Source organism: Paenimyroides ummariense, from assembly GCF_900115115.1.
Taxonomy (GTDB): Bacteria; Bacteroidota; Bacteroidia; order Flavobacteriales; family Flavobacteriaceae; genus Flavobacterium; species Flavobacterium ummariense.
Genome location: NZ_FOVI01000014.1, coordinates 1 through 19,335, shown reverse-complemented (window position 1 = coordinate 19,335; position 19,335 = coordinate 1). Strand labels below are relative to the sequence as shown.

The window sequence follows — 19,335 nt, the reverse complement described above, 5'->3', positions numbered from 1 at the left end:
GTACATTTCTTCATAACATTAAGTTAACACAATAGAACGCTAATGTTAATAGATTTGCAGCAGAAAAATACAACGTAACAACAATGAAGATTTTTAAAGTATTTGTACTAGCAATGTTAACCTGCAGTCAGTTAAGTGCTCAAGAAACACCTAACGACTCTATAGTAAAACCTGCGAAGAAAGAAAAAGAATGGTTTAATTCTTTTAAAATTCGTGGTTATGCTCAGGTAAGATACAACCGCTTATTAGAAACGAACCCTGATTTGGGATGTGAGCAATGTGATAAATCGTGGGGAAATGAAGGCAGTTTCTTTTTAAGACGAGTACGTTTGGTATTCTACGGACAAATTTACAAAAACGTTTATTTTTATCTTCAGCCCGATTTTGCTAGTGCTGCGAGTAGTACAGGGTTACATTTCGGACAGTTACGTGATGCGTATTTTGATATAGGTTTCGATAAAAAAAATGAATTCCGTGTAAGACTTGGTCAAAGTAAAATTCCTTTCGGATTCGAAAATATGCAGTCAAGTCAAAACCGATTGCCTTTAGACCGTAACGATGGTTTAAATAGTGCTTTTTCTAACGAACGCGATTTGGGTGCATTTTTTTACTGGGCACCAGAACGAGTTAGAAAAATTTATTCAGATGTTGTAAAAAACAACTTTAAAGGATCTGGCGATTATGGTGTTTTAGCATTTGGTGCTTTTAACGGACAAACTGCCAACAAACCTGACTTAAATAACAATTTACACGTTGTTGCCCGTGCATCGTATCCGTTTGAAATAGGCGATCAAATTATAGAGCCTGGAATTCAGGCATATTCAGGCCGTTGGGTAATGCCCGAATCATCGGTTAACGATGGCGTTACCACGACTCACGATGCCAATTATACCGATCAACGCGCAGCGGCATCTTTCATTCTTTATCCAAAACCATTCGGTATTCAAGCAGAGTATAACATAGGTAAAGGTCCAGAATTCAATAAAGAAACAAATTCCATCGAAACAAAAAGCCTTGAAGGTGGTTATGCAACATTATCTTACAGATTTCAACACAACGATCAATACATCTTTCCTTTCGCTCGTTATCAATACTATAAAGGTGGAAAAAAACATGAAACCGATGCCCGAAGCTATAAGGTTAATGAAGTGGAATTAGGTGTTGAGTGGCAGTTGAACGAACATTTGGAAATAGTTGCCATGTACACCATTTCTAATCGTAAGTACGAAGATTTTGTTTTAAGAGACAATCATCAAAAAGGAAATCTCCTGCGTTTACAGGCACAGATAAATTTTTAAAATATTTAAGAAGAGTTCGAAGCGTTTATTCACTTCGAACTTTTTATTTATACCTTTGTAAAAAATAAATACATGTTAAATAACTATATAGCTTATCATTTTAAAATAGAACCCAAAGATCCAGGTGCAGATATATTATTAGCCGAACTGGGCGAATTGGCGTTTGATAGTTTTGTGGAAACCGAAGAAGGCTTATCGGCGTATATTCAAGTAAATGATAATTCACCCGATTTGTTGAATGATCTTTATATTTTGAACAATCCGGAATTTGAAGTGTCATACCAAACCGAAGAAATCGAACAAGTTAATTGGAACGAAGAATGGGAAAAAAACTTTGAACCTATTAATGTTGATGATCTTTGTTATGTTCGCGCACCTTTTCACGAAGCAAAAAATGTTCCTTATCAAATCGTTATTGAACCTAAAATGAGTTTTGGAACTGGGCATCACGAAACCACTTTTATGATGATGAAACATTTATTAAATATAGATGTTACCGATATGGAAGTGTTGGATATGGGTTGCGGAACTGCCATTTTAGCTATTTTAGCTTTGATGAAAGGAGCCAAACATGCCGATGCTATTGATATTGATAATTGGTGTTATTTAAATTCCATAGAAAATGCAGAACGCAATAATATTACAAATATTGACGTTTATGAAGGCGATGCAGAACTTTTGGCAGATAAAACAAACAAATACGATTTGGTTATAGCCAACATTAACCGCAATATTTTGTTGAATGATATGGAAGCTTACGCCAAAACATTAAAAACTGGCGGAATTATTTTATTCAGCGGTTTTTACACAGAAGATATTGGTGCGATTGAAGAAACTGCAAATCAACACAATATGTTTTTAGATTTCCAGTTAGAACGAAATAACTGGGCGTCGTTAAAATTTATAAAAAAATAAAAATGAGTACAAAGGAACAAATTCTAGAAGAAGTAAAAATAGAAGAACTTTTAGGTAACCAAAATACAATTGTTCTTTTTAATGATGATGTAAATACTTTTGACCATGTTATAGACACTTTAGTAAAAGTTTGCAACCACGAACCTTTACAAGCAGAACAATGTGCTTTATTGGTACATTACAAAGGTAAATGCGATGTAAAATCAGGCGATATTAATGATTTAGTTCCTATGTGTTCTGCTTTGTTAGATGCCGGTTTAAGTGCCGAAATACAATAAAAAAATCCCGAAGCGTTGCTTCGGGACTTTTCTTTACAATCTATTTTCTATAATTTTTGAAACCACTTCAGGGTTAATCATTGTTGATGTATCGCCAAAATTATCTAATTGATTTATAGCAATGGATCTTAAAACACGACGTAAAATTTTTCCTGAACGTGTTTTAGGTAAATCATCTACAAACTGCATTTTATCTAATTTACCAATTGGTCCATAATGATCGGCTATTAACTGGTTTATTTCCTTTTTTAAGTTTTCACGATCTCGTGTGCTTCCTTCTAATTTTAAAGATATAAATCCGTATAATGCATTTCCTTTAATATCGTGCGGAAAGCCTACCACTGCGGATTCTGCAACCGCCGGATGCTGGTTTATGGCATCTTCAATCGGTGCTGTTCCCAGATTGTGTCCCGAAACAATTACTACATCATCTGCACGGCCTGTAATTCTGTAATAACCAACTTCATCTCTCAAGGCATTATCGCCTGTGAAGTATGTTCCCGGAAAATCAGAAAAATAGGTTTTTACAAAACGTTCGTGATCGCCCCAAATTGTTCGGGCAATAGATGGCCATGGAAATTTAACACATAAACTACCCATAACCTGATTACCGGTGATTTCGTTATTTTTCTCGTCCATTAAAACCGTTTGTATTCCCGGTAATGGTAAAGTTGCATACGTTGGTTTTGTTGGTGTAATACATGCCAACGGAGAAATCATGATTGATCCGGTTTCTGTCTGCCACCATGTATCTACGATCGGACAACGTTTTTTTCCGATAAAATCGTTAAACCAATGCCAAGCTTCCTCATTAATCGGCTCGCCTACAGAACCTAAAACTCTTAAAGAAGATAAATTGTGCGATGCCACATACGAATAATCGCTGGTCATTAATGATCGAATAGCTGTTGGCGCCGTGTAAAAATGCGTAACCTGATATTTATCGATAATATCCCAATAGCGCGATGGATTCGGATACGTTGGAATTCCCTCAAAAATCACAGTTGTTGCACCGTTTAATAATGCGCCATACAGAATGTACGAATGTCCGGTAATCCAACCCAAATCGGCAGTACACCAGAAAATATCGCCTTCTTTATAATCGAATACATTTTGAAAAGTATAGGCAGTTTGAATCATATAACCCGCCGTTGAATGTACCATTCCTTTCGGTTTCCCTGTTGATCCTGACGTATATAAAATAAACAATGGATCTTCGGAATCCATGATTTCAGCAATGTTTGATGCTTCTGCAGCTTCATACAATTCATCAAACCAAACATCAATTTTATCGTTAAAAGCTACCGGTTCGTTCGTACGTTTTACAACCAAAACTTTTTCAACCGATGGAAGTCCTTCAATAGCCTTATCAACAATTTCTTTAATTTTTATTGTTTTTTCGCCACGGAAACCTCCGTCTGAAGTTACAATAACTTTCGCACCACAATCTTCAACTCGAGAACGAATGGCAGCATCGGAAAATCCTGCAAAAATAACCGAATGTATCGCTCCTATTCTTGCACAAGCCAGCATTGTTACAGCTAATTCAGGAATCATTGGCAGATAAATACACACACGATCGCCTTTTTTAACTCCTAACGATTTTAATACATTCGTTGTTTTTGAAACCCTGGTGTACAGTTCGTTATAACTGATGTGCTGCGGTTCTTCGGAAGGATTGTTCGGTTCAAAAATAATTGCCGTTTTTTCACCACGCTTAGATAAATGTCTGTCGATACAGTTCTTGGTGATATTCAATTTTCCGTTTAAAAACCACTTAATATCGCCTTTACCCATATCAAATTCAAAAACTTTATCCCAAGCCTGATACCAGATAAAATTTTCTTCGGCAATTTTGCTCCAGAATTTACGTGGTTCGCGAACTGATTTTTTATGATGCTTAAAGTACTGCTCTAAATCGGCAATTTTATAGTAACTCATGGTAGTATTCTTATAGGGTACTAAATTTAATAAAAAAAGGAATATCTTAATAAATATTCCTTGCTTTTTATGGGTTTATTGTGATTTTAGAACGAAAAAGTTGTTGCAACCGATTTTTCAAAATCAGCCATAATTTCAGCCATAACATCACTAACTGGTTTAATTTCATTTATTAAACCTACAATCTGACCAATTTCTAGTTCGCCGTCTTCCAAATCGCCTTCAAACATACCGCGCTTTGCTCTTGCTCTTCCCAATAACGCTTTTAAATCATCGGTAGTAGCACATTTTCCATAAGCTTCTTGCACTTCGTTAAAAAATTTGTTTCGAATTAAACGTACCGGCGCCAATTCTTTTAACGTAAGATACGTATCACCTTCCTGCGCATTTACACAAGTATCTTTAAAATTTTGATGAGATGAGCTTTCGGTAGTCATTGCAAATCGAGTTCCCATTTGAACTGCGTCTGCTCCCAAAATCATTGCTGCGTGCATAGATTTCCCGGTTGCAATTCCACCCGCAGCAATCAAAGGAATTTGTAAATGTTGTTTTACCATCGGGATTAAAGTCAGTGTTGTAGTTTCTTCCCGACCGTTATGTCCGCCGGCTTCAAAACCTTCCGCAACAACAGCATCAACACCAGCTTCCTGTGCTTTCAACGCAAATTTTGACGAACTAACCACATGAACCACCGTTATTCCACGTTCTTTTAACCACGAAGTCCATGTTTTTGGATTTCCTGCCGATGTAAAAACGATTTTAACACCTTCTTCTACAATAATATTCATTATTTCTTCAACATTTGGATACAGCATTGGTACATTAACACCAAAAGGTTTATCGGTTGCTTTTTTGCATTTTTGAATATGTTCACGTAAAACTTCCGGATACATGGATCCTGCACCAATTAGACCCAAACCGCCTGAATTACTAACTGCTGCTGCCAATTTGTAACCACTGTTCCAGATCATTCCGCCTTGAATAATTGGGTATTTTATATTGAATAGTTGTGTTATTCTGTTCATAATATTTTTAATTAGTGTATTTAAAATTTTTGTGCCCATCTTGAACAAAAACTTTCGATATTGTACTAAATGGAATTTTGTGTTTAATACCTGAAATAAATCTTGATCTACTTCCTACTAATGTGTCATTTTTAATAACCACTGTATCAAAGTACATTGTGAACTTTTCGCCTTCATTATTTATTAAACGCATTTCTATTGAAGGTGAATTTTGCAGATAAAATACTGATCCTTGTTTATCGTAAACCTGTAATGAATCAAGACTAATAGCCATGTAAGTTGAATTAAAAAAAATGGAAGCATTATTTAATTTAACACCTTTTTCTTCTACAGAACTATTCTCTAACTGCGTTTTTAAGCCTAATGGTGTTAGTTCATATGTTTTGCAGGAAACAAAAAGTGTTAAAATGTAGAGAGTTACTATTTTTTTCAAGATATAAAAATTAAAAACCAAACTAAAAAAATTAGTTTGGTTTTGCAATTATAATTTCAATTTTATTAAATCTTCGATATTACACCAGATCCGATCAATTCTTCATCAATATGCCATGAAACAAACTGACCTTCGGTAATGGCTGATTGCGGTTCATTAAATCGTACAAACAACCCTTTTTCGGTTTGATACAATGTTGCTTTTTGTAAAGGTTGACGGTAACGAATACGTGCCATTACTTCCATAGATTCGCCATTTTTCAAACGCATATCTTCACGTATCCAATGAATTTCGTGCGGTTGAACTAACAAAGTTTTACGAAACAAACCAGGATGTAAATGTCCTTGACCTGTGTAAATAGCATTTTCTATAACGTTGGTATCAATAATAAACAAAGCTTCTTGAGTTCCGCCTACATTCAACCCTTTACGCTGACCAATAGTAAAATAATGCGCACCGTTATGCTCACCTACTTTTTTAGCCATTTCGGGTGTGTATTTAACCGAAGTTGCTTCCCAAGTTAATTCATCAATCAAAGAATCAAAAGTCGGTTTTTGATTAGTATATACAGCATGATCTTTAGAAACTTCGTAAATAATTCCTTTTTTAGGTTTTAGCTGCTGCTGTAAAAATTCAGGTAAACGCACTTTACCGATAAAACACAAACCTTGCGAATCTTTCTTTTCGGCAGTTATCAAATCATTTTTTGCTGCAATTTCACGAACTTCGGGCTTTAAATATTCGCCAATCGGGAACAAAGCTTTCGCCAACTGCTCTTGCGATAACTGACATAAAAAATATGACTGATCTTTGTTTGGATCTTTACCTGCCAACAATTTATAAACCTTTTTTCCGTTTACAACCGTTTCTTCTTTTCGGCAATAATGACCGGTTGCAACAAAATCGGCACCTAATTCAAGGGCAATTTTCATGAAAACGTCGAACTTAATCTCGCGGTTGCACAAAACATCCGGATTTGGTGTACGTCCGTTTTCGTATTCATTGAACATATAACCTACAATACGTTCTTTATATTGTTCGCTTAAATCGACCGTTTGAAAAGGAATTCCTAATTTATCGGCAACCAACAAAGCATCGTTACTGTCTTCTAACCAAGGACATTCGTCGGAAATAGTTACGGTGTCATCGTGCCAGTTTTTCATGAACAATCCAATCACCTCATACCCCTGATCCAAAAGCAATTGCGCTGCAACGCTTGAATCTACACCGCCTGAAAGACCTACTACTACTCTTTTTTTCATTTTTTAATTATCGAAAAGCAAAGTTACGACAATTGGTTGATTTGTATTTTATTTGGAATCTTTTTTAGGTACAATTAGCTTGCCGTTAACATATTTAGCTTCGTCGGTAATTTTTCCGGTTTCATCGCGAATAATGATTTTACCATCCAAGTTTCCATTAACGTACTGTGTCTCTTTGATTTTCACACCATTTTCGGCATATTGATTAGAAATTCCGTTTTCTATTCCGTTCTTATATTCTAATTCTTCAGATAATTTGCCAGATATGTAATATCCTTTTTTAACACCGTGAATTTTATCATTTTTATAAGGCTCTTCAGACATTACATGTTGTCCATCAATATGGTAAACCTTCCAAATGCCTTCACGTAATTTATTTACATACAAACCTTCAGACATTTTCTTTTTTCCATTGTAAAAAATGGCGTAAACTGATCCGTCTGCTTTAAATTCTTTTGTTGCAATGAGTTTTTTTTCAGGTTCATCGGCATAAAACTTAAAAGTTCCGGTTTCTTTTCCGTCTTTAAAAGTTCCTTCATACTTCACATAATTGGTTTTCGGGTAGTAACCAACCCAAACACCTTCACGTTTGCCTTGTGCATTGGTTTTATTGACATCTTGTGCATAAACAGCTGTTGTTGCTGCTAAAACTGCCAATGATGTTATAATATATTGTTTCATTTTTGCTTAATTAATTTGTTTCAAAAATACGTTATATGGTTATGTATTTACAATTATTTTGCCAAAAATTATAGTTTCATTTTTACAAATTTAAGTTGGTGTTCATTTATAAACTAAAAATTATAATATGAAGTTGAAAATTATTCAAAACAGCTTATTTTTGAGGTAAATAATTTCAACATGAATTTAAGTTTTTGGGAATTGGAAACGTACTTCCGAAATGTGGATTTTACAATTATTGGTAGTGGAATTGTGGGTTTAAGCACCGCGTATCATTTACGCAAAAAACATCCTGAAGCGAAAATTATCATCATTGAAAAAGGAATGCTACCCGAAGGCGCAAGCACCAAAAACGCCGGATTTGCTTGTTTCGGAACTTTGTCTGAAGTGCTTTGGTATTTAGAATCGAATTCTGAAGAAGAAGTTTACAAATTGGTGGAAAGAAGATTTAAAGGTTTGCAAAAGTTAAGATCATTAATTCCTGATGAAAGAATGGATTATCATCAATTTGGGGGTTATGAAATTTTCCGTGAATCTGATAAAGAGTTGATGGAAATGAGTTTTTCAAATCTAAATAAAATTAACGGTTGCTTGAAACCGATTTTTAACGAAAATGTTTACCGAAAATCTGATAAAGATTTTGGTTTTCAAAATACAATCGGAATGATTGAAACCGATTTTGAAGGTCATATCCATACCGGCAAAATGATGAAATCTTTTGTAGAATTGGTTATTTCAAATCAAATTTCCATTTTAAATAATGTAGAAGTAAAATCAATAAACGATTTGAATTCTGAAGTGGAAATTGAATTGGAAAATGGATTTCATTTCAATTCAAAAAAAGTGTTTTTGTGTACCAACGCATTTACTAAAAAGTTATACGATTTGGACGTAGTTCCTGCTCGGGCACAAGTTTTGGTCACCAAACCAATAGAAAATTTACCGTTCAAAGGTTGTTTTCATATGGATGAAGGATTTTATTATTTTAGAAATATCGGAAACCGCGTTTTGTTTGGCGGTGGACGAAATCTTGATTTGGAAGGCGAAACCACAACTGAATTCGGCACAACAGATTTAATTCAAAATCAATTGGAAACTTATTTACGTGAAATCATTTTACCCAATCATAAATTTCAAATCGATCATCGTTGGAGCGGAATTATGGGAATGGGCAAACAGCGAAATCCGATTGTAAAACAATTATCCGAAAATGTGTATTGCGGCGTTCGTTTAACAGGAACGGGAATTGCGATTGGTTCGATTGTAGGCGAAGAATTGGCGAATTTGGTCGATTAAAATAAAATATCTTAAAACATGCATTTATTAAGTACAAGCATCACGACTGTGAAAGCATGGTTAGTTTAGCGAGTAGTCTTTTAATAACAATCATGATTAGTATTAAAAGTACATAAGAAAGTAATAATTTTAATTTCCAATTGTCAATAAAGAAGAGTGCTTTTCTAAAATCAAAAAAAATATACAAAGTCAATGAAATTATCAATGAAAAAAAGTTTAAAAAATCTAGTTTCCTTCTTTTATATAATTTGACTACAAAATGAGTTAAAATATACAAAATTCCTAAATAAATTGGTAAATAATTGCTTAATCCAACTTTTATAGAAAAAGAGTTAGTATTTATATTTTGGAAATAATATATATCATCATCTGTTAAAAGAAAAAAAAGTAAAACTGTGTACTTCATTAGTTCTAATAAACCATAAGAAAACAAAATGGATACTAAGAATTTGTAAAACTTCATTAATTTATAAATTAAAATTATATACGGTTATTAAGTCTTCCTATGGATAAATATTATAATCCTTTTATACTTTCGCTTTTTGTTAATATTAAAAAAGCACCCTTTTTCAAGGATGCTTTAAATATAATAAAAATAAATTATTTTTTCTTTTGAGCATTTTGCTGTTGTTGTGCCTGTTCCATCAACTCATCCATTTTGCGTTGGAACTTTGATTTAGGCTTTTCTTTAGATTTATTGTTTTCAATAATCAATTTTACTTTATCTTCTGTAACAATTTTGTTTTTAATTACATACATAATACCAATGGTAATTAAATTGGAAATAAAGTAATACAACGATAATCCAGATGCGTAATTGTTAAAGAAGAACAACATCATGATTGGTGAAATGTAAATCATTACTTTCATGATTTTGCTCATATCAGGCATACCTTCCTGTTGCGGAGTCATTGCAGCTTGATCGCCGGTTGTCATTTTCATGTAAACAAACGTTGCCAAAGCAGCCAAAATTGGGAACAAACTTACGTGGTTTCCGTAGAATGGAATTGAAAACGGCAAGGTAAACACGCTGTCGTACGACGATAAATCGTCTGCCCAAAGGAATGCTTTTTGTCTTAAATCAAACGCTGACGGGAAGAAACTGAATAATGCGTAGAAAACCGGCAACTGAATCAACATTGGAATACAACCCGCCATTGGATTTACTCCGGCTTTGTTGTACAACTTCATTGTTTCCTGCTGTTTTTTCATTGGATCTTTCGCATACTTTTCATTTAATTCGTTTACTTCCGGACGAATAATTTTCATTTTTGCCTGTGATACGTACGATTTGTATTGAACCGGCGACATGATTAAACGGATAACGATCGTGAACAATACAATGGCAATTCCGTGTGGAATTAGCGTTGTTAATACCGTGAAAATCGGGATAACGATTAATTTGTTCAACCAACCAAAAATTCCCCAACCTAATGGTACAATTTCGTCTAAATTTTTATCGTAATCGTTTAAGATGTTATAATCTGTAGGACCCATGTACAGATTCATGTTGTAGTTTATTTCGCCTCCTTTATATTCTAACGGCATTACCACAGTAAAATCTTTTAAGAACGCTGCATTTTCATCTTCCTTATCTACCAAATTTTCTTGACTTAATTTTGCTGCTTTAATAGGAGTTTCCGTTAATAAAACCGATGTAAACAAATGCTGTTTAAATGCCACATAAGTTAAATCTTTAGCGTCTTCGGTAGTTGTTTTTGCAGGATTTAAATAATCGTCTTTACCATCTTCGTATTCATAAACAATTTCTGAATAACGATTTTCGTAAGTGATTGATTTTTCGTTACGTGTAGCTTTTAACTGCCAAGTTAATTCTGCAGGTGCAGCCGTGTTAAGAACAGAACTTAAACCAACCGATTTTATGCTTAAATCTAACATGTATTCGTTAGGTTTTAATACATAACGATATTCTAAATACGCCGTTTCTGATGTTTTTAATTTCATAGAAACTACCGTGTTCTCGCCTTCTTTTGTCGTAGTAGGTTCAAACAACAAATCTTTTGTATTTAACAAACGATTGTCTTTTGTAGTAAACTTAAGGTCTAATTTTGAATTATTGTTGGTGATAATTTTTACCAAATCATCATTTTTGCTCGAAATTCTTTTTTGATCGTTAACGGTAACTTCTTTGATATATCCGCCTTTGTTAGAAAAAACAACTGTTAAAACGCCGTTATTTACTGTAATATCCTTAGCCCCAGTAACACTTGGCAACGACGCACCGTAAGCAAACGAACCTAACTGACTTTTTAATTTCGCATTTGCAACCGTATCGTTTTGTGCATTTGCAGCCAACTGATCAATTGACGTGTTAGCAACCGTTTCGGTTTTAGCTGTTTCTTTTGTTTTATCATCTTTTTTATCTCCAAACATAGTTCCAGACATCATCCAAAACAATAAAACGGTAATTATAGCCATACCAATAAGGCTACTTTTGTCTAATTTTTTTTCTTCCATTCTTGAAAATCTTTTTCTTCTTTTAAAACTGAAAAAATCAAAAAAAGTTCGGTCATTTTACAACAACCAAACATTTTTAAGTTTTACAGGGTATTTATCTTTTTATCAACTGCCGCTTTTACAAACGCAGAGAACAAAGGATGCGGGTTTGCTACCGTACTCTTATATTCCGGGTGATACTGCGCTGCAACAAAAAACGGATGGTTTGGCAATTCTATAATCTCTACCAATTTAGTTTCAGGATTTACGCCCGAAAGTACCATACCCGCTTTTTCAAACGCTTCGGTATAATAGTTGTTGAATTCATAACGGTGACGGTGACGCTCGTTAATTAACGTATTTTGGTAAATATCGAATGCTTTTGTGCCTTCTTTAATTTCGCAATCCCAACCACCTAAACGCATGGTTCCGCCTTTATCAGTAATGGTCTTTTGTTCTTCCATAAACGTAATTACCGGATACGGCGTGTTATCGTTCATTTCGGTTGAATTGGCATTTTCGTAACCTAAAACATTACGTGCAAACTCTATCACTGCCATTTGCATTCCTAAACAAATTCCCATAAACGGAATGTTGTTTTCACGTGCATAACGAACGGTTTCAATCTTTCCTTCGATACCTCTTGATCCAAAACCTGGTGCAACCAAAATACCGTCTAAATTCTTCATTTTATCAGCAACATTTTTGGTTGTTAAATATTCTGAATGAATACTTACCACATTGACTTTAGTGTAGTTAGACGCACCTGCATGAACAAATGCTTCAAGTATCGATTTATAGGAATCTTGCAATTCAACATACTTTCCTACCAAACCAATATTAATGGTGTGTTTAGGATTTTTTAATCGGTGTAAGAAATCGTTCCAATTTGTTAAATCAGGTAATCCTTTTTCAGGAAGATCTAATTTTTTCAATGCAACGGTATCCAAACCTTCTTCTAACATATTGTTTGGAACCTCGTAAATTGTTGAAGCATCTAATGACTGAATAACAGATTCTTGAGAAACATTACAGAAAGCTGCTAATTTGCGTTTAATGTCTGATGATAATTCGTGCTCTGTTCTACAAACTAAAATATCAGCTTTAATTCCGCTTTCCATCAACGTTTTTACAGAGTGTTGCGTAGGTTTTGTTTTTAATTCACCCGCAGCTGCCAAGTAAGGCACCAAAGTTAAGTGAACTACAATAGCATTTTTATCACCTAAATCCCAAACTAACTGTCGAACAGATTCAATGTAAGGTAACGATTCTATATCACCCACAGTTCCGCCAATTTCGGTAATTACAATATCATAATCGCCCGATTTGCCCAACAACTGCATGCGTTCTTTAATTTCGTTTGTAATGTGCGGAACAACCTGAACCGTTTTACCTAAAAACTCGCCACGGCGTTCTTTTTCGATAACCGATAAATACACGCGACCTGTTGTAACATTGTTTGCCTGTGATGTTGGAACGTTCAAGAAACGTTCGTAATGACCTAAATCTAAATCGGTTTCGGCTCCATCATTCGTTACAAAACACTCGCCATGTTCGTACGGATTTAAAGTTCCAGGATCCACGTTAATATACGGATCGAATTTTTGAATAGTTGTTCTATAACCTCTAGCTTGTAATAATTTTGCTAAAGATGCTGCTATAATTCCTTTTCCAAGTGATGATGTTACACCGCCCGTCACGAAAATATATTTACATTGTTTCATTTGTAAGGTATGTTGTGAGTTGTGTTGTTCTTTATTAAACTTGGCAAAATTACAACTATAATTTGGGTTTTGAAAGTTTTACTATTAACAATTATACTTGCTTACGGCTTTGGATATTTGTTCTTGATATTTCGTATTAAAACCTCTAATCCGTTGAGTTTAATTTCGTACATCATAGCCAACTGCTTACCTAATTTACCTGCCGGGAAACCTTTGTTTTTATACCAAACATAATAAGGCTCTGGTATATCAACTAAAAAACGCCCTTGCAATTTTCCGAAGGGCATTTTTGTATGTGCTAGTTCTAATAATTCTTTGTTTTGATCTTCCATAACACAACAAATGTACGTAATTGTATAATGAAGATAAAATCTATTTCGATTTAAACATTAAAGATTATCTAAGTCTAATTTTATAATTAAAACAATTAAATAACCCGTAATAACGGAATATTAAATTTAATTTTATGTTGTTGTTTTACACCATTTTCCCACTGAACGGTTTGCTTGTTTAATTTAAAATACGGAACATTTTCAGCAACTTTTATTGTTGCTAATGCAGCTTGATTTTGATGGTACAAACATTTAAGGCGGTCTATATCATGTCTTATAAAATACAGTTTTCCGTTGACTAATGCTTCTACAATTTCAACAGAGGCAAGCGCGGCGTACATACCTGCATCTTCATCAACACAATTAAATGTAAAGTTGTAAACTCCTTTTGTATCAGTTTGTTCAATTGTGCCAAGTTCTGTTTGCATACCTGCAAGGCATTGTAATTCTGTAGCAATACTATTTATAATGTTTGTAATAGATATTCCGCTATCAACAGATTGGAAAAATTTACCTTGAGTTCCTTCAGAATTTTTATAAGTGTATAAACTCGGCATTAAAGCCTTTAATCGATCCGAAAAACCATCAATTGTATTTGTAGGCTTTGTTTCTAAATTACCGATATCAACTTTCATCAATATCACTTTTTTTAAATTGTTATTCAAAACATTTGAATCATTTAGTACTTGTATTTTTTCGATTTTCATAGCTTTTCCTTTTTTATTACATAGAAAAATATAAAAATTGTGCCAACAAATGTTGTTCATTCAAAATCAAAATTTATAATGAATGTATTATTTATAATATCATTTTAAAAAGTAGTTTGATTGAATGCTGTATTAATAATATCCAAAGTAAAACCTTTATTTTATTGAGATTATTAAAAATATATTAGAGCAGTTAAATTATTATTATGAAATTAAAACATCATTAAAAAACCATATCAAACGAATATTTGTGTATTTATATACCTGAAATTTTATAGAATTAGTTTACACTTTGTAGATATTTTCCAAATGAAGGTTAGAATTAATCATATTGAGAACAAATCCCTATTTACAAAGTATTTGTTTACAAGAAATATAGTTACAAACCGCTCATTGTAAATTAATGGCACAATATATGCACAATAAGTAATGCTGAATATCAGCGTAACACTTATTTATATTATTATGATGAAAAAGAAATTAAACATTCAATTTTTAGCAATTTTACTTTTATTTGTTGGCGGATTAGCTATACTAATTTATGCCAGCAATTTTTTATTGAGTTAATTATGATTTGAAATATACCATTGTAGATCTTAAAAATATAGTTATGGAAAATAAGAAAATAGGAATTATTGTAGGATCGATCAGAAAAGATGCTTACACAAAAAAAATAGCCGATTTTTTAATGTCGAATACACCATCGGGATATCAACTTGAAAAAATAGAAATTGCTGATTTACCTATTTACAATCAGGATTATGATGATGCAAACGAACCGGAAAACTATGCTGAATTCAGAAATAAAGTTAAAGGTATGGATGGAATCATTTTTATTACTCCCGAACACAACAGGTCTGTACCAGCAGCTTTAAAAAATGCGTTAGATGTTGGTTCGCGTCCTTACGGAAAAAGTGTTTGGGACAATAAGCCTGCAATGGTTATTTCTTCATCAATTAGCGGAATTAGCGGTTTTGGTGCCAATCATCATTTAAGGCAATCGCTGGCTTTTTTAAATATGCCTACCTTACAACAACCTGAAATATATTTGGCCAATGTACAAGATTACTTTAATGAAAAAGGTGAATTGGTTAAAGAAGATTCTGCTAAATTTCTTAAGGATGCATTACAATCTTATATTGATTTTGCTGAAAAGCTTTTGAAATAATTCATATAAAATTATTCGATTCAACTGATTAAAGTTGAATAAAATCCTGCTTTAAATAGATAAAGTGGGATTTTTTTTGCAGATAAATCAAATCTAATAGTATGTATCAGCAAGTAAAAAGAAAATAATTACGACAATAAACAGTATAGTTCCGGTTATTTGAAATGAAACAGGAATTTTTTTGTGATCTTCTATAACACTTTCAACCGGAGTTCTTCCAAACAACAGCTTGATATTTTTCCAATCCCATAAAATCAGTAATGATGCAATGCTCATCATAAATATCATAATAATCGATTTATCAATTAAGCCAACACTTAATGTAAAAATAAAAATGTTTGTGCATATACTGAAAAACATTAACGCTGCCAATACCGTGTATCGCTGGCTGAATAGCAAAAATGCCGTGAGCAGTTGACAAAATCCTAAAAAATTCCAGTAAAATCCTGTTTGGTGCAGTTCGTTAAAAAAAGTGCCTGAATACATTTCGGGACAAAAGTACGAGAACCGTTTTCCTTGTATTTTAAGTAATCCCGAAGGAATAAATACTGTTCCGCCTACAATTCGAAGGAAAATAATAATATAATAGTAGATTGTTGATTTTTGATCTTTCTTAAGCATTGATTCAAGCGGAAATTGTATTCATATATAAAGATATTACATCCGCAGTTTAAATTGTACTATAAAGTTTAAGTTTTTGAGAAAAAATATTGTATCCCGAATAATTATAATTAAATTTACACCCTCACTTTCTTATAAATATCCCAACCTAACGATATATTGTCCCCCTAACGGGGTTTTTACTCAAGAATTAGAAGGTGAGATTTTTAGTTTGGGCGGGGGACTTTTTATTTTTTTTACTTCATAATAACATATTGTAAGAAATGTCCATTCAAAACACAGTATAGATATTCTTTAATACTTACAAAATATTCTTTATAATTAAAACCGATTGCTGACATTTGCATTTCAATAGAAATATCTAATTATTTCGTATAAATATGAGCACAACAATAAATTTAACTCCCAAACATCTTTTTTTTGTGTTGGTAACTGTTTTTGTATGGGGTACAAATTTCATTGCAATATATTTAGGATTAAAAGAGCTGCCGCCATTTCTTTTTTGTACGATTCGTTTTGCACTTTCGGCTTTACCGTTTGTTTTCTTTTTGCCCCGACCTAAAGCTCCTATCTTATATATTATAGGTTTCGGATTATTTAACTTTGCGTTACAGTTCGGTTTACTTTTTAGCGGAATTCATCTTGGGTTGTCACCCGGTTTGGCATCGCTTGTTATGCAGGTTCAGGTATTTTTTTCGATAGGATTGGCATTTCTTTTTTTTAACGAAAAACCTAATTGGTTTAAAATTATTGGATCGTTGGTTTCGTTTGCAGGTATTGGAATTGTTGCCGCACATGTTGGTGGCGATGTTACACTTATAGGACTAATTCTAACCTTATTAGCTTCGTTTGCTTGGGCATCGGGAAATATGTTCACAAAAAAAATCAACGCCGAATCACCGCTTTCGCTTGTAGTATGGGGAAATCTGGTTGCCTTACCCTTTATGGCAAGTGCATCTTATTTTATCGATGGTACAACAGCAATTACACATTCATTAGAACATATTTCTTGGACAGCAATAGCGGCAATTGCTTACGTTGTTTACATATCAACTCATTTAGGTTACGGCATTTGGGGATTGTTAATTAAAATGTATCCAACATCAACAGTGGTTCCGTTTACATTGCTAATTCCTGTAGTTGGATTTTTAAGTTCTGCATTGTTTTTAAGTGAACAATTAACCGATTGGAAACTCTGGGCTTCGTTTTTTATTATGGGCGGATTAATCTTTAATTTGTTCGAAAAGAAGATTTTAAGTTTCATGAATAACATCAAATCGAAAAAAGTATAATCATAAGGTACCTTATAATTTCGCTATAAACCATAAAAAAAACACCCCGAAGGGTGTAGAGATACTTTCTTTGAATAAAAGTATCGGTTTGAAATCTATTTACATAAATTTCTCTCCTAACCATAGTAGAAAGGGGAATAATAAACTAAGAGCACCCCAAACTAAATAAGATAATTTCTGTTTCATAATTAAAATACTCAATTAGCTAATACTGATAACTTAATACGCAGCAAAATTAAATCTTTAATTTTTTGAAATATTTTTTATTTTTAACCATTATTAATTAAAAAAGTTGTATTCAAATTTTAAAATATTTAAAAATTTTTCAATCATAATGTAAAAATTTTATAGATTAAATATCTAGTTTTATCATAAAAGCGTTGTATTAATCATTACTCAATCACAAATAGTTACATAATTATCATTATTAAGTTCAATTATTCAATTTTAAAGCAATATTTAAGCATTCAATTATAAATCGTATATATTCTTGTCATAAGGCAATTTACAGCCCCAACCAAATTCATTAAATTAGCTATTCAATTAAAATCAAAAATATGCAAAAGATAGTTCCAAATTTATGGTTTGACGGCAATGCAAAAGAAGCTGCAGACTATTATCTGTCTGTTTTTAAAGACGGGAAAATAATTCAAACAACTTATTATCCAATGACCGAAGAAGAAGGATTGGCTGAATTTCAGAAAGATCTTGCCGGAAAAATTCTTACGGTTGAATTCGAAATTCTGGGCATGCGTTTTATCGGAATCAATGCCGGTCCTATGTTTAAGTTCAATGAATCGGTCTCATTTATGATTCCTTGTAAAAATCAAGCCGAAATTGATTATTATTGGGATTCGTTAACTGCCAACGGTGGTGAAGAAAGTGTTTGCGGCTGGCTTAAGGATAAGTATGGATTAAGCTGGCAGGTTTGTCCTGAAAATTGGGAAGAACTGAACAAAAAACCGGGTGCTTTCAAAAAAATGATGGGAATGAAAAAACTAATTATTGCAGATTTTTAAACACATAATGAATATGAAAACGTATAAACCTAACAATTATAATTCACTATCGCCTTACTTGATAGTTGATGATGCCCAAAAACTAACCGACTTACTCACTGTAATTTTCGATGCGAAAGTTTTAAGAAGATTTAATCACGAGAACGGAAAGATTGCACATATTGAATTACAGTTAGACGATAGCGTACTAATGATGAGCAACAGCACAGAAAGCTATAAAGCACACAAAACCATGCTGCATGTATATGTACCCGATGTATTAACAACATTTGAAAAAGCCATAGCAAATGGATGTGAAACTATTGAAAAACCAATCAACAAATCTGGAGATCCGGACATGAGAGGATCTTTCTATGATTTTGCAGGAAATTATTGGGCAGTGAGTACACAAACGGAGTAAAATGGTTGTAATTTTACACTGTAACATCATCTTAAAATAGTAATGCAATCTAGAATAGTACTTAAATAATACCAGCCCCAGCCTATGATTTTAAAATAAGTAAAATCGGTCTGCCACATTTGGTGAACAAATTGGGTTTTATCTTTAAATTGATTTGATGCTGCGATTAAAATATGATTTGGTGCTGCAATTAACCCTCGCTGCTTTAGGATGCGGTACACGCTTGATTCAGAAATATAAATGCCTTGCTCGTCGGTTATTTTATATGCTAGTTCACGTGCGGACAATTCTGTATGTTCCAAGGCTAATGCAACTACCAAATTTTTCTGATCTTCCGGTATACTGTTCCATTGCTTGTTAGTTAGCCTTTTAGTTGGTTTTAACCCATCAAAACCTGCTTTAAGATAATTGTTATACCATTTGTAAAACGTACTTCGTGGTATTCCAAATTCATCAAGTGTTCGTTTTACACCTAACTCGCTACGT

19 protein-coding genes are annotated in these 19,335 nt (G+C 33.2%); 8 read left to right on the top strand and 11 right to left on the bottom strand.

What is annotated here, in order from left to right; all coding sequences use genetic code 11:
* The first annotated feature begins 83 nt into the window (after nucleotides 1-83).
* The 3 genes from BM253_RS10780 (at nucleotide 84) to BM253_RS10770 (ending at nucleotide 2,491) form a co-directional block, all read left to right on the top strand.
* Nucleotides 84-1,298, top strand: a complete 1,215-nt coding sequence (locus BM253_RS10780; protein ID WP_091523738.1) for a porin — start codon at nucleotides 84-86, stop codon at nucleotides 1,296-1,298.
* Nucleotides 1,299-1,370: 72 nt separating this feature from the next.
* On the top strand, nucleotides 1,371-2,213 hold the full coding sequence (prmA, locus tag BM253_RS10775) for a 50S ribosomal protein L11 methyltransferase (RefSeq protein WP_091523735.1): 843 nt from the start codon (nucleotides 1,371-1,373) through the stop codon (nucleotides 2,211-2,213).
* Between the two features lie 2 nt (nucleotides 2,214-2,215).
* A complete protein-coding gene (locus BM253_RS10770) occupies nucleotides 2,216-2,491 on the top strand; it encodes an ATP-dependent Clp protease adaptor ClpS (RefSeq protein ID WP_091523731.1) in 276 nt (91 codons plus the stop codon).
* A gap of 33 nt (nucleotides 2,492-2,524) precedes the next feature.
* On the opposite strand, the gene acs is transcribed toward BM253_RS10770, so the two are convergent.
* The 5 genes from acs to BM253_RS10745 all read right to left on the bottom strand — a co-directional run bounded on the left by acs (nucleotide 2,525) and on the right by BM253_RS10745 (nucleotide 7,833).
* Nucleotides 2,525-4,432: an acetate--CoA ligase gene (gene acs / locus BM253_RS10765; protein ID WP_091523727.1), complete on the bottom strand. Its 1,908-nt coding sequence runs from the start codon at nucleotides 4,430-4,432 to the stop codon at nucleotides 2,525-2,527.
* Between the two features lie 86 nt (nucleotides 4,433-4,518).
* On the bottom strand, nucleotides 4,519-5,457 hold the full coding sequence (locus BM253_RS10760) for an NAD(P)H-dependent flavin oxidoreductase (protein ID WP_091523931.1): 939 nt from the start codon (nucleotides 5,455-5,457) through the stop codon (nucleotides 4,519-4,521).
* A 7-nt stretch (nucleotides 5,458-5,464) separates the two neighbouring features.
* The gene (locus BM253_RS10755; protein ID WP_143095628.1) at nucleotides 5,465-5,890 is read right to left on the bottom strand and encodes a hypothetical protein; all 426 of its coding nucleotides are present in this window, start codon (nucleotides 5,888-5,890) and stop codon (nucleotides 5,465-5,467) included.
* A 65-nt stretch (nucleotides 5,891-5,955) separates the two neighbouring features.
* Nucleotides 5,956-7,152 (bottom strand): tRNA 2-thiouridine(34) synthase MnmA, encoded by a 1,197-nt coding sequence (gene mnmA, locus BM253_RS10750; protein ID WP_091523720.1) that lies wholly within the window; start codon nucleotides 7,150-7,152, stop codon nucleotides 5,956-5,958.
* A gap of 48 nt (nucleotides 7,153-7,200) precedes the next feature.
* The gene (locus tag BM253_RS10745; protein WP_091523717.1) at nucleotides 7,201-7,833 is read right to left on the bottom strand and encodes a toxin-antitoxin system YwqK family antitoxin; all 633 of its coding nucleotides are present in this window, start codon (nucleotides 7,831-7,833) and stop codon (nucleotides 7,201-7,203) included.
* Between the two features lie 180 nt (nucleotides 7,834-8,013).
* On the opposite strand from BM253_RS10745, the gene BM253_RS10740 reads away from it, so the two are divergent.
* Complete coding sequence (locus tag BM253_RS10740; protein ID WP_091523714.1) at nucleotides 8,014-9,129, top strand: NAD(P)/FAD-dependent oxidoreductase; 1,116 nt, start codon at nucleotides 8,014-8,016, stop codon at nucleotides 9,127-9,129.
* A gap of 600 nt (nucleotides 9,130-9,729) precedes the next feature.
* Here BM253_RS10740 and yidC read toward each other — a convergent pair.
* The 4 genes from yidC to BM253_RS10715 form a co-directional block, all read right to left on the bottom strand.
* Nucleotides 9,730-11,607, bottom strand: a complete 1,878-nt coding sequence (gene yidC, locus BM253_RS10730; RefSeq protein WP_091523707.1) for a membrane protein insertase YidC — start codon at nucleotides 11,605-11,607, stop codon at nucleotides 9,730-9,732.
* Nucleotides 11,608-11,690: 83 nt separating this feature from the next.
* The gene (locus BM253_RS10725) at nucleotides 11,691-13,310 is read right to left on the bottom strand and encodes a CTP synthase (protein ID WP_091523705.1); all 1,620 of its coding nucleotides are present in this window, start codon (nucleotides 13,308-13,310) and stop codon (nucleotides 11,691-11,693) included.
* A gap of 101 nt (nucleotides 13,311-13,411) precedes the next feature.
* Nucleotides 13,412-13,642: a DUF3820 family protein gene (locus BM253_RS10720; RefSeq protein ID WP_091523702.1), complete on the bottom strand. Its 231-nt coding sequence runs from the start codon at nucleotides 13,640-13,642 to the stop codon at nucleotides 13,412-13,414.
* 95 nt (nucleotides 13,643-13,737) lie between these two features.
* On the bottom strand, nucleotides 13,738-14,349 hold the full coding sequence (locus BM253_RS10715; RefSeq protein ID WP_143095627.1) for a cyanophycin synthetase family protein: 612 nt from the start codon (nucleotides 14,347-14,349) through the stop codon (nucleotides 13,738-13,740).
* A 610-nt stretch (nucleotides 14,350-14,959) separates the two neighbouring features.
* Here BM253_RS10715 and BM253_RS10710 point away from each other — a divergent pair.
* A complete protein-coding gene (locus BM253_RS10710) occupies nucleotides 14,960-15,517 on the top strand; it encodes an NADPH-dependent FMN reductase (RefSeq protein WP_091523696.1) in 558 nt (185 codons plus the stop codon).
* A gap of 93 nt (nucleotides 15,518-15,610) precedes the next feature.
* Here BM253_RS10710 and BM253_RS10705 read toward each other — a convergent pair whose 3' ends face one another.
* A complete protein-coding gene (locus BM253_RS10705) occupies nucleotides 15,611-16,138 on the bottom strand; it encodes a DoxX family membrane protein (RefSeq protein ID WP_091523693.1) in 528 nt (175 codons plus the stop codon).
* A 380-nt stretch (nucleotides 16,139-16,518) separates the two neighbouring features.
* On the opposite strand from BM253_RS10705, the gene BM253_RS10700 reads away from it, so the two are divergent.
* From BM253_RS10700 to BM253_RS10690, 3 genes are all read left to right on the top strand, one after another.
* Nucleotides 16,519-17,430 (top strand): EamA family transporter, encoded by a 912-nt coding sequence (locus tag BM253_RS10700; protein ID WP_091523689.1) that lies wholly within the window; start codon nucleotides 16,519-16,521, stop codon nucleotides 17,428-17,430.
* 557 nt (nucleotides 17,431-17,987) lie between these two features.
* Nucleotides 17,988-18,449: a VOC family protein gene (locus tag BM253_RS10695; RefSeq protein ID WP_091523686.1), complete on the top strand. Its 462-nt coding sequence runs from the start codon at nucleotides 17,988-17,990 to the stop codon at nucleotides 18,447-18,449.
* 13 nt (nucleotides 18,450-18,462) lie between these two features.
* Complete coding sequence (locus tag BM253_RS10690; RefSeq protein ID WP_218154372.1) at nucleotides 18,463-18,849, top strand: VOC family protein; 387 nt, start codon at nucleotides 18,463-18,465, stop codon at nucleotides 18,847-18,849.
* Nucleotides 18,850-18,875: 26 nt separating this feature from the next.
* On the opposite strand, the gene BM253_RS10685 is transcribed toward BM253_RS10690, so the two are convergent.
* A partial coding sequence (locus tag BM253_RS10685) for a helix-turn-helix domain-containing protein (protein WP_143095626.1) occupies nucleotides 18,876-19,335 on the bottom strand: 460 nt, incomplete at its 5' end.

What these genes read in the sequence shown, in the direction of transcription:
- BM253_RS10745 (WP_091523717.1), bottom strand. Translation starts at nt 7,833, where the DNA reads ATGAAACAATATATTATAACATCATTGGCAGTTTTAGCAGCAACAACA.
- BM253_RS10700 (WP_091523689.1), top strand. Translation starts at nt 16,519, where the DNA reads ATGAGCACAACAATAAATTTAACTCCCAAACATCTTTTTTTTGTGTTG.
- BM253_RS10720 (WP_091523702.1), bottom strand. Translation starts at nt 13,642, where the DNA reads ATGGAAGATCAAAACAAAGAATTATTAGAACTAGCACATACAAAAATG.
- prmA (WP_091523735.1), top strand. Translation starts at nt 1,371, where the DNA reads ATGTTAAATAACTATATAGCTTATCATTTTAAAATAGAACCCAAAGAT.
- BM253_RS10760 (WP_091523931.1), bottom strand. Translation starts at nt 5,457, where the DNA reads ATGAACAGAATAACACAACTATTCAATATAAAATACCCAATTATTCAA.
- acs (WP_091523727.1), bottom strand. Translation starts at nt 4,432, where the DNA reads ATGAGTTACTATAAAATTGCCGATTTAGAGCAGTACTTTAAGCATCAT.
- BM253_RS10770 (WP_091523731.1), top strand. Translation starts at nt 2,216, where the DNA reads ATGAGTACAAAGGAACAAATTCTAGAAGAAGTAAAAATAGAAGAACTT.
- BM253_RS10695 (WP_091523686.1), top strand. Translation starts at nt 17,988, where the DNA reads ATGCAAAAGATAGTTCCAAATTTATGGTTTGACGGCAATGCAAAAGAA.
- BM253_RS10690 (WP_218154372.1), top strand. Translation starts at nt 18,463, where the DNA reads ATGAAAACGTATAAACCTAACAATTATAATTCACTATCGCCTTACTTG.
- BM253_RS10740 (WP_091523714.1), top strand. Translation starts at nt 8,014, where the DNA reads ATGAATTTAAGTTTTTGGGAATTGGAAACGTACTTCCGAAATGTGGAT.
- yidC (WP_091523707.1), bottom strand. Translation starts at nt 11,607, where the DNA reads ATGGAAGAAAAAAAATTAGACAAAAGTAGCCTTATTGGTATGGCTATA.
- BM253_RS10725 (WP_091523705.1), bottom strand. Translation starts at nt 13,310, where the DNA reads ATGAAACAATGTAAATATATTTTCGTGACGGGCGGTGTAACATCATCA.
- mnmA (WP_091523720.1), bottom strand. Translation starts at nt 7,152, where the DNA reads ATGAAAAAAAGAGTAGTAGTAGGTCTTTCAGGCGGTGTAGATTCAAGC.
- BM253_RS10710 (WP_091523696.1), top strand. Translation starts at nt 14,960, where the DNA reads ATGGAAAATAAGAAAATAGGAATTATTGTAGGATCGATCAGAAAAGAT.
- BM253_RS10715 (WP_143095627.1), bottom strand. Translation starts at nt 14,349, where the DNA reads ATGAAAATCGAAAAAATACAAGTACTAAATGATTCAAATGTTTTGAAT.
- BM253_RS10705 (WP_091523693.1), bottom strand. Translation starts at nt 16,138, where the DNA reads ATGCTTAAGAAAGATCAAAAATCAACAATCTACTATTATATTATTATT.
- BM253_RS10780 (WP_091523738.1), top strand. Translation starts at nt 84, where the DNA reads ATGAAGATTTTTAAAGTATTTGTACTAGCAATGTTAACCTGCAGTCAG.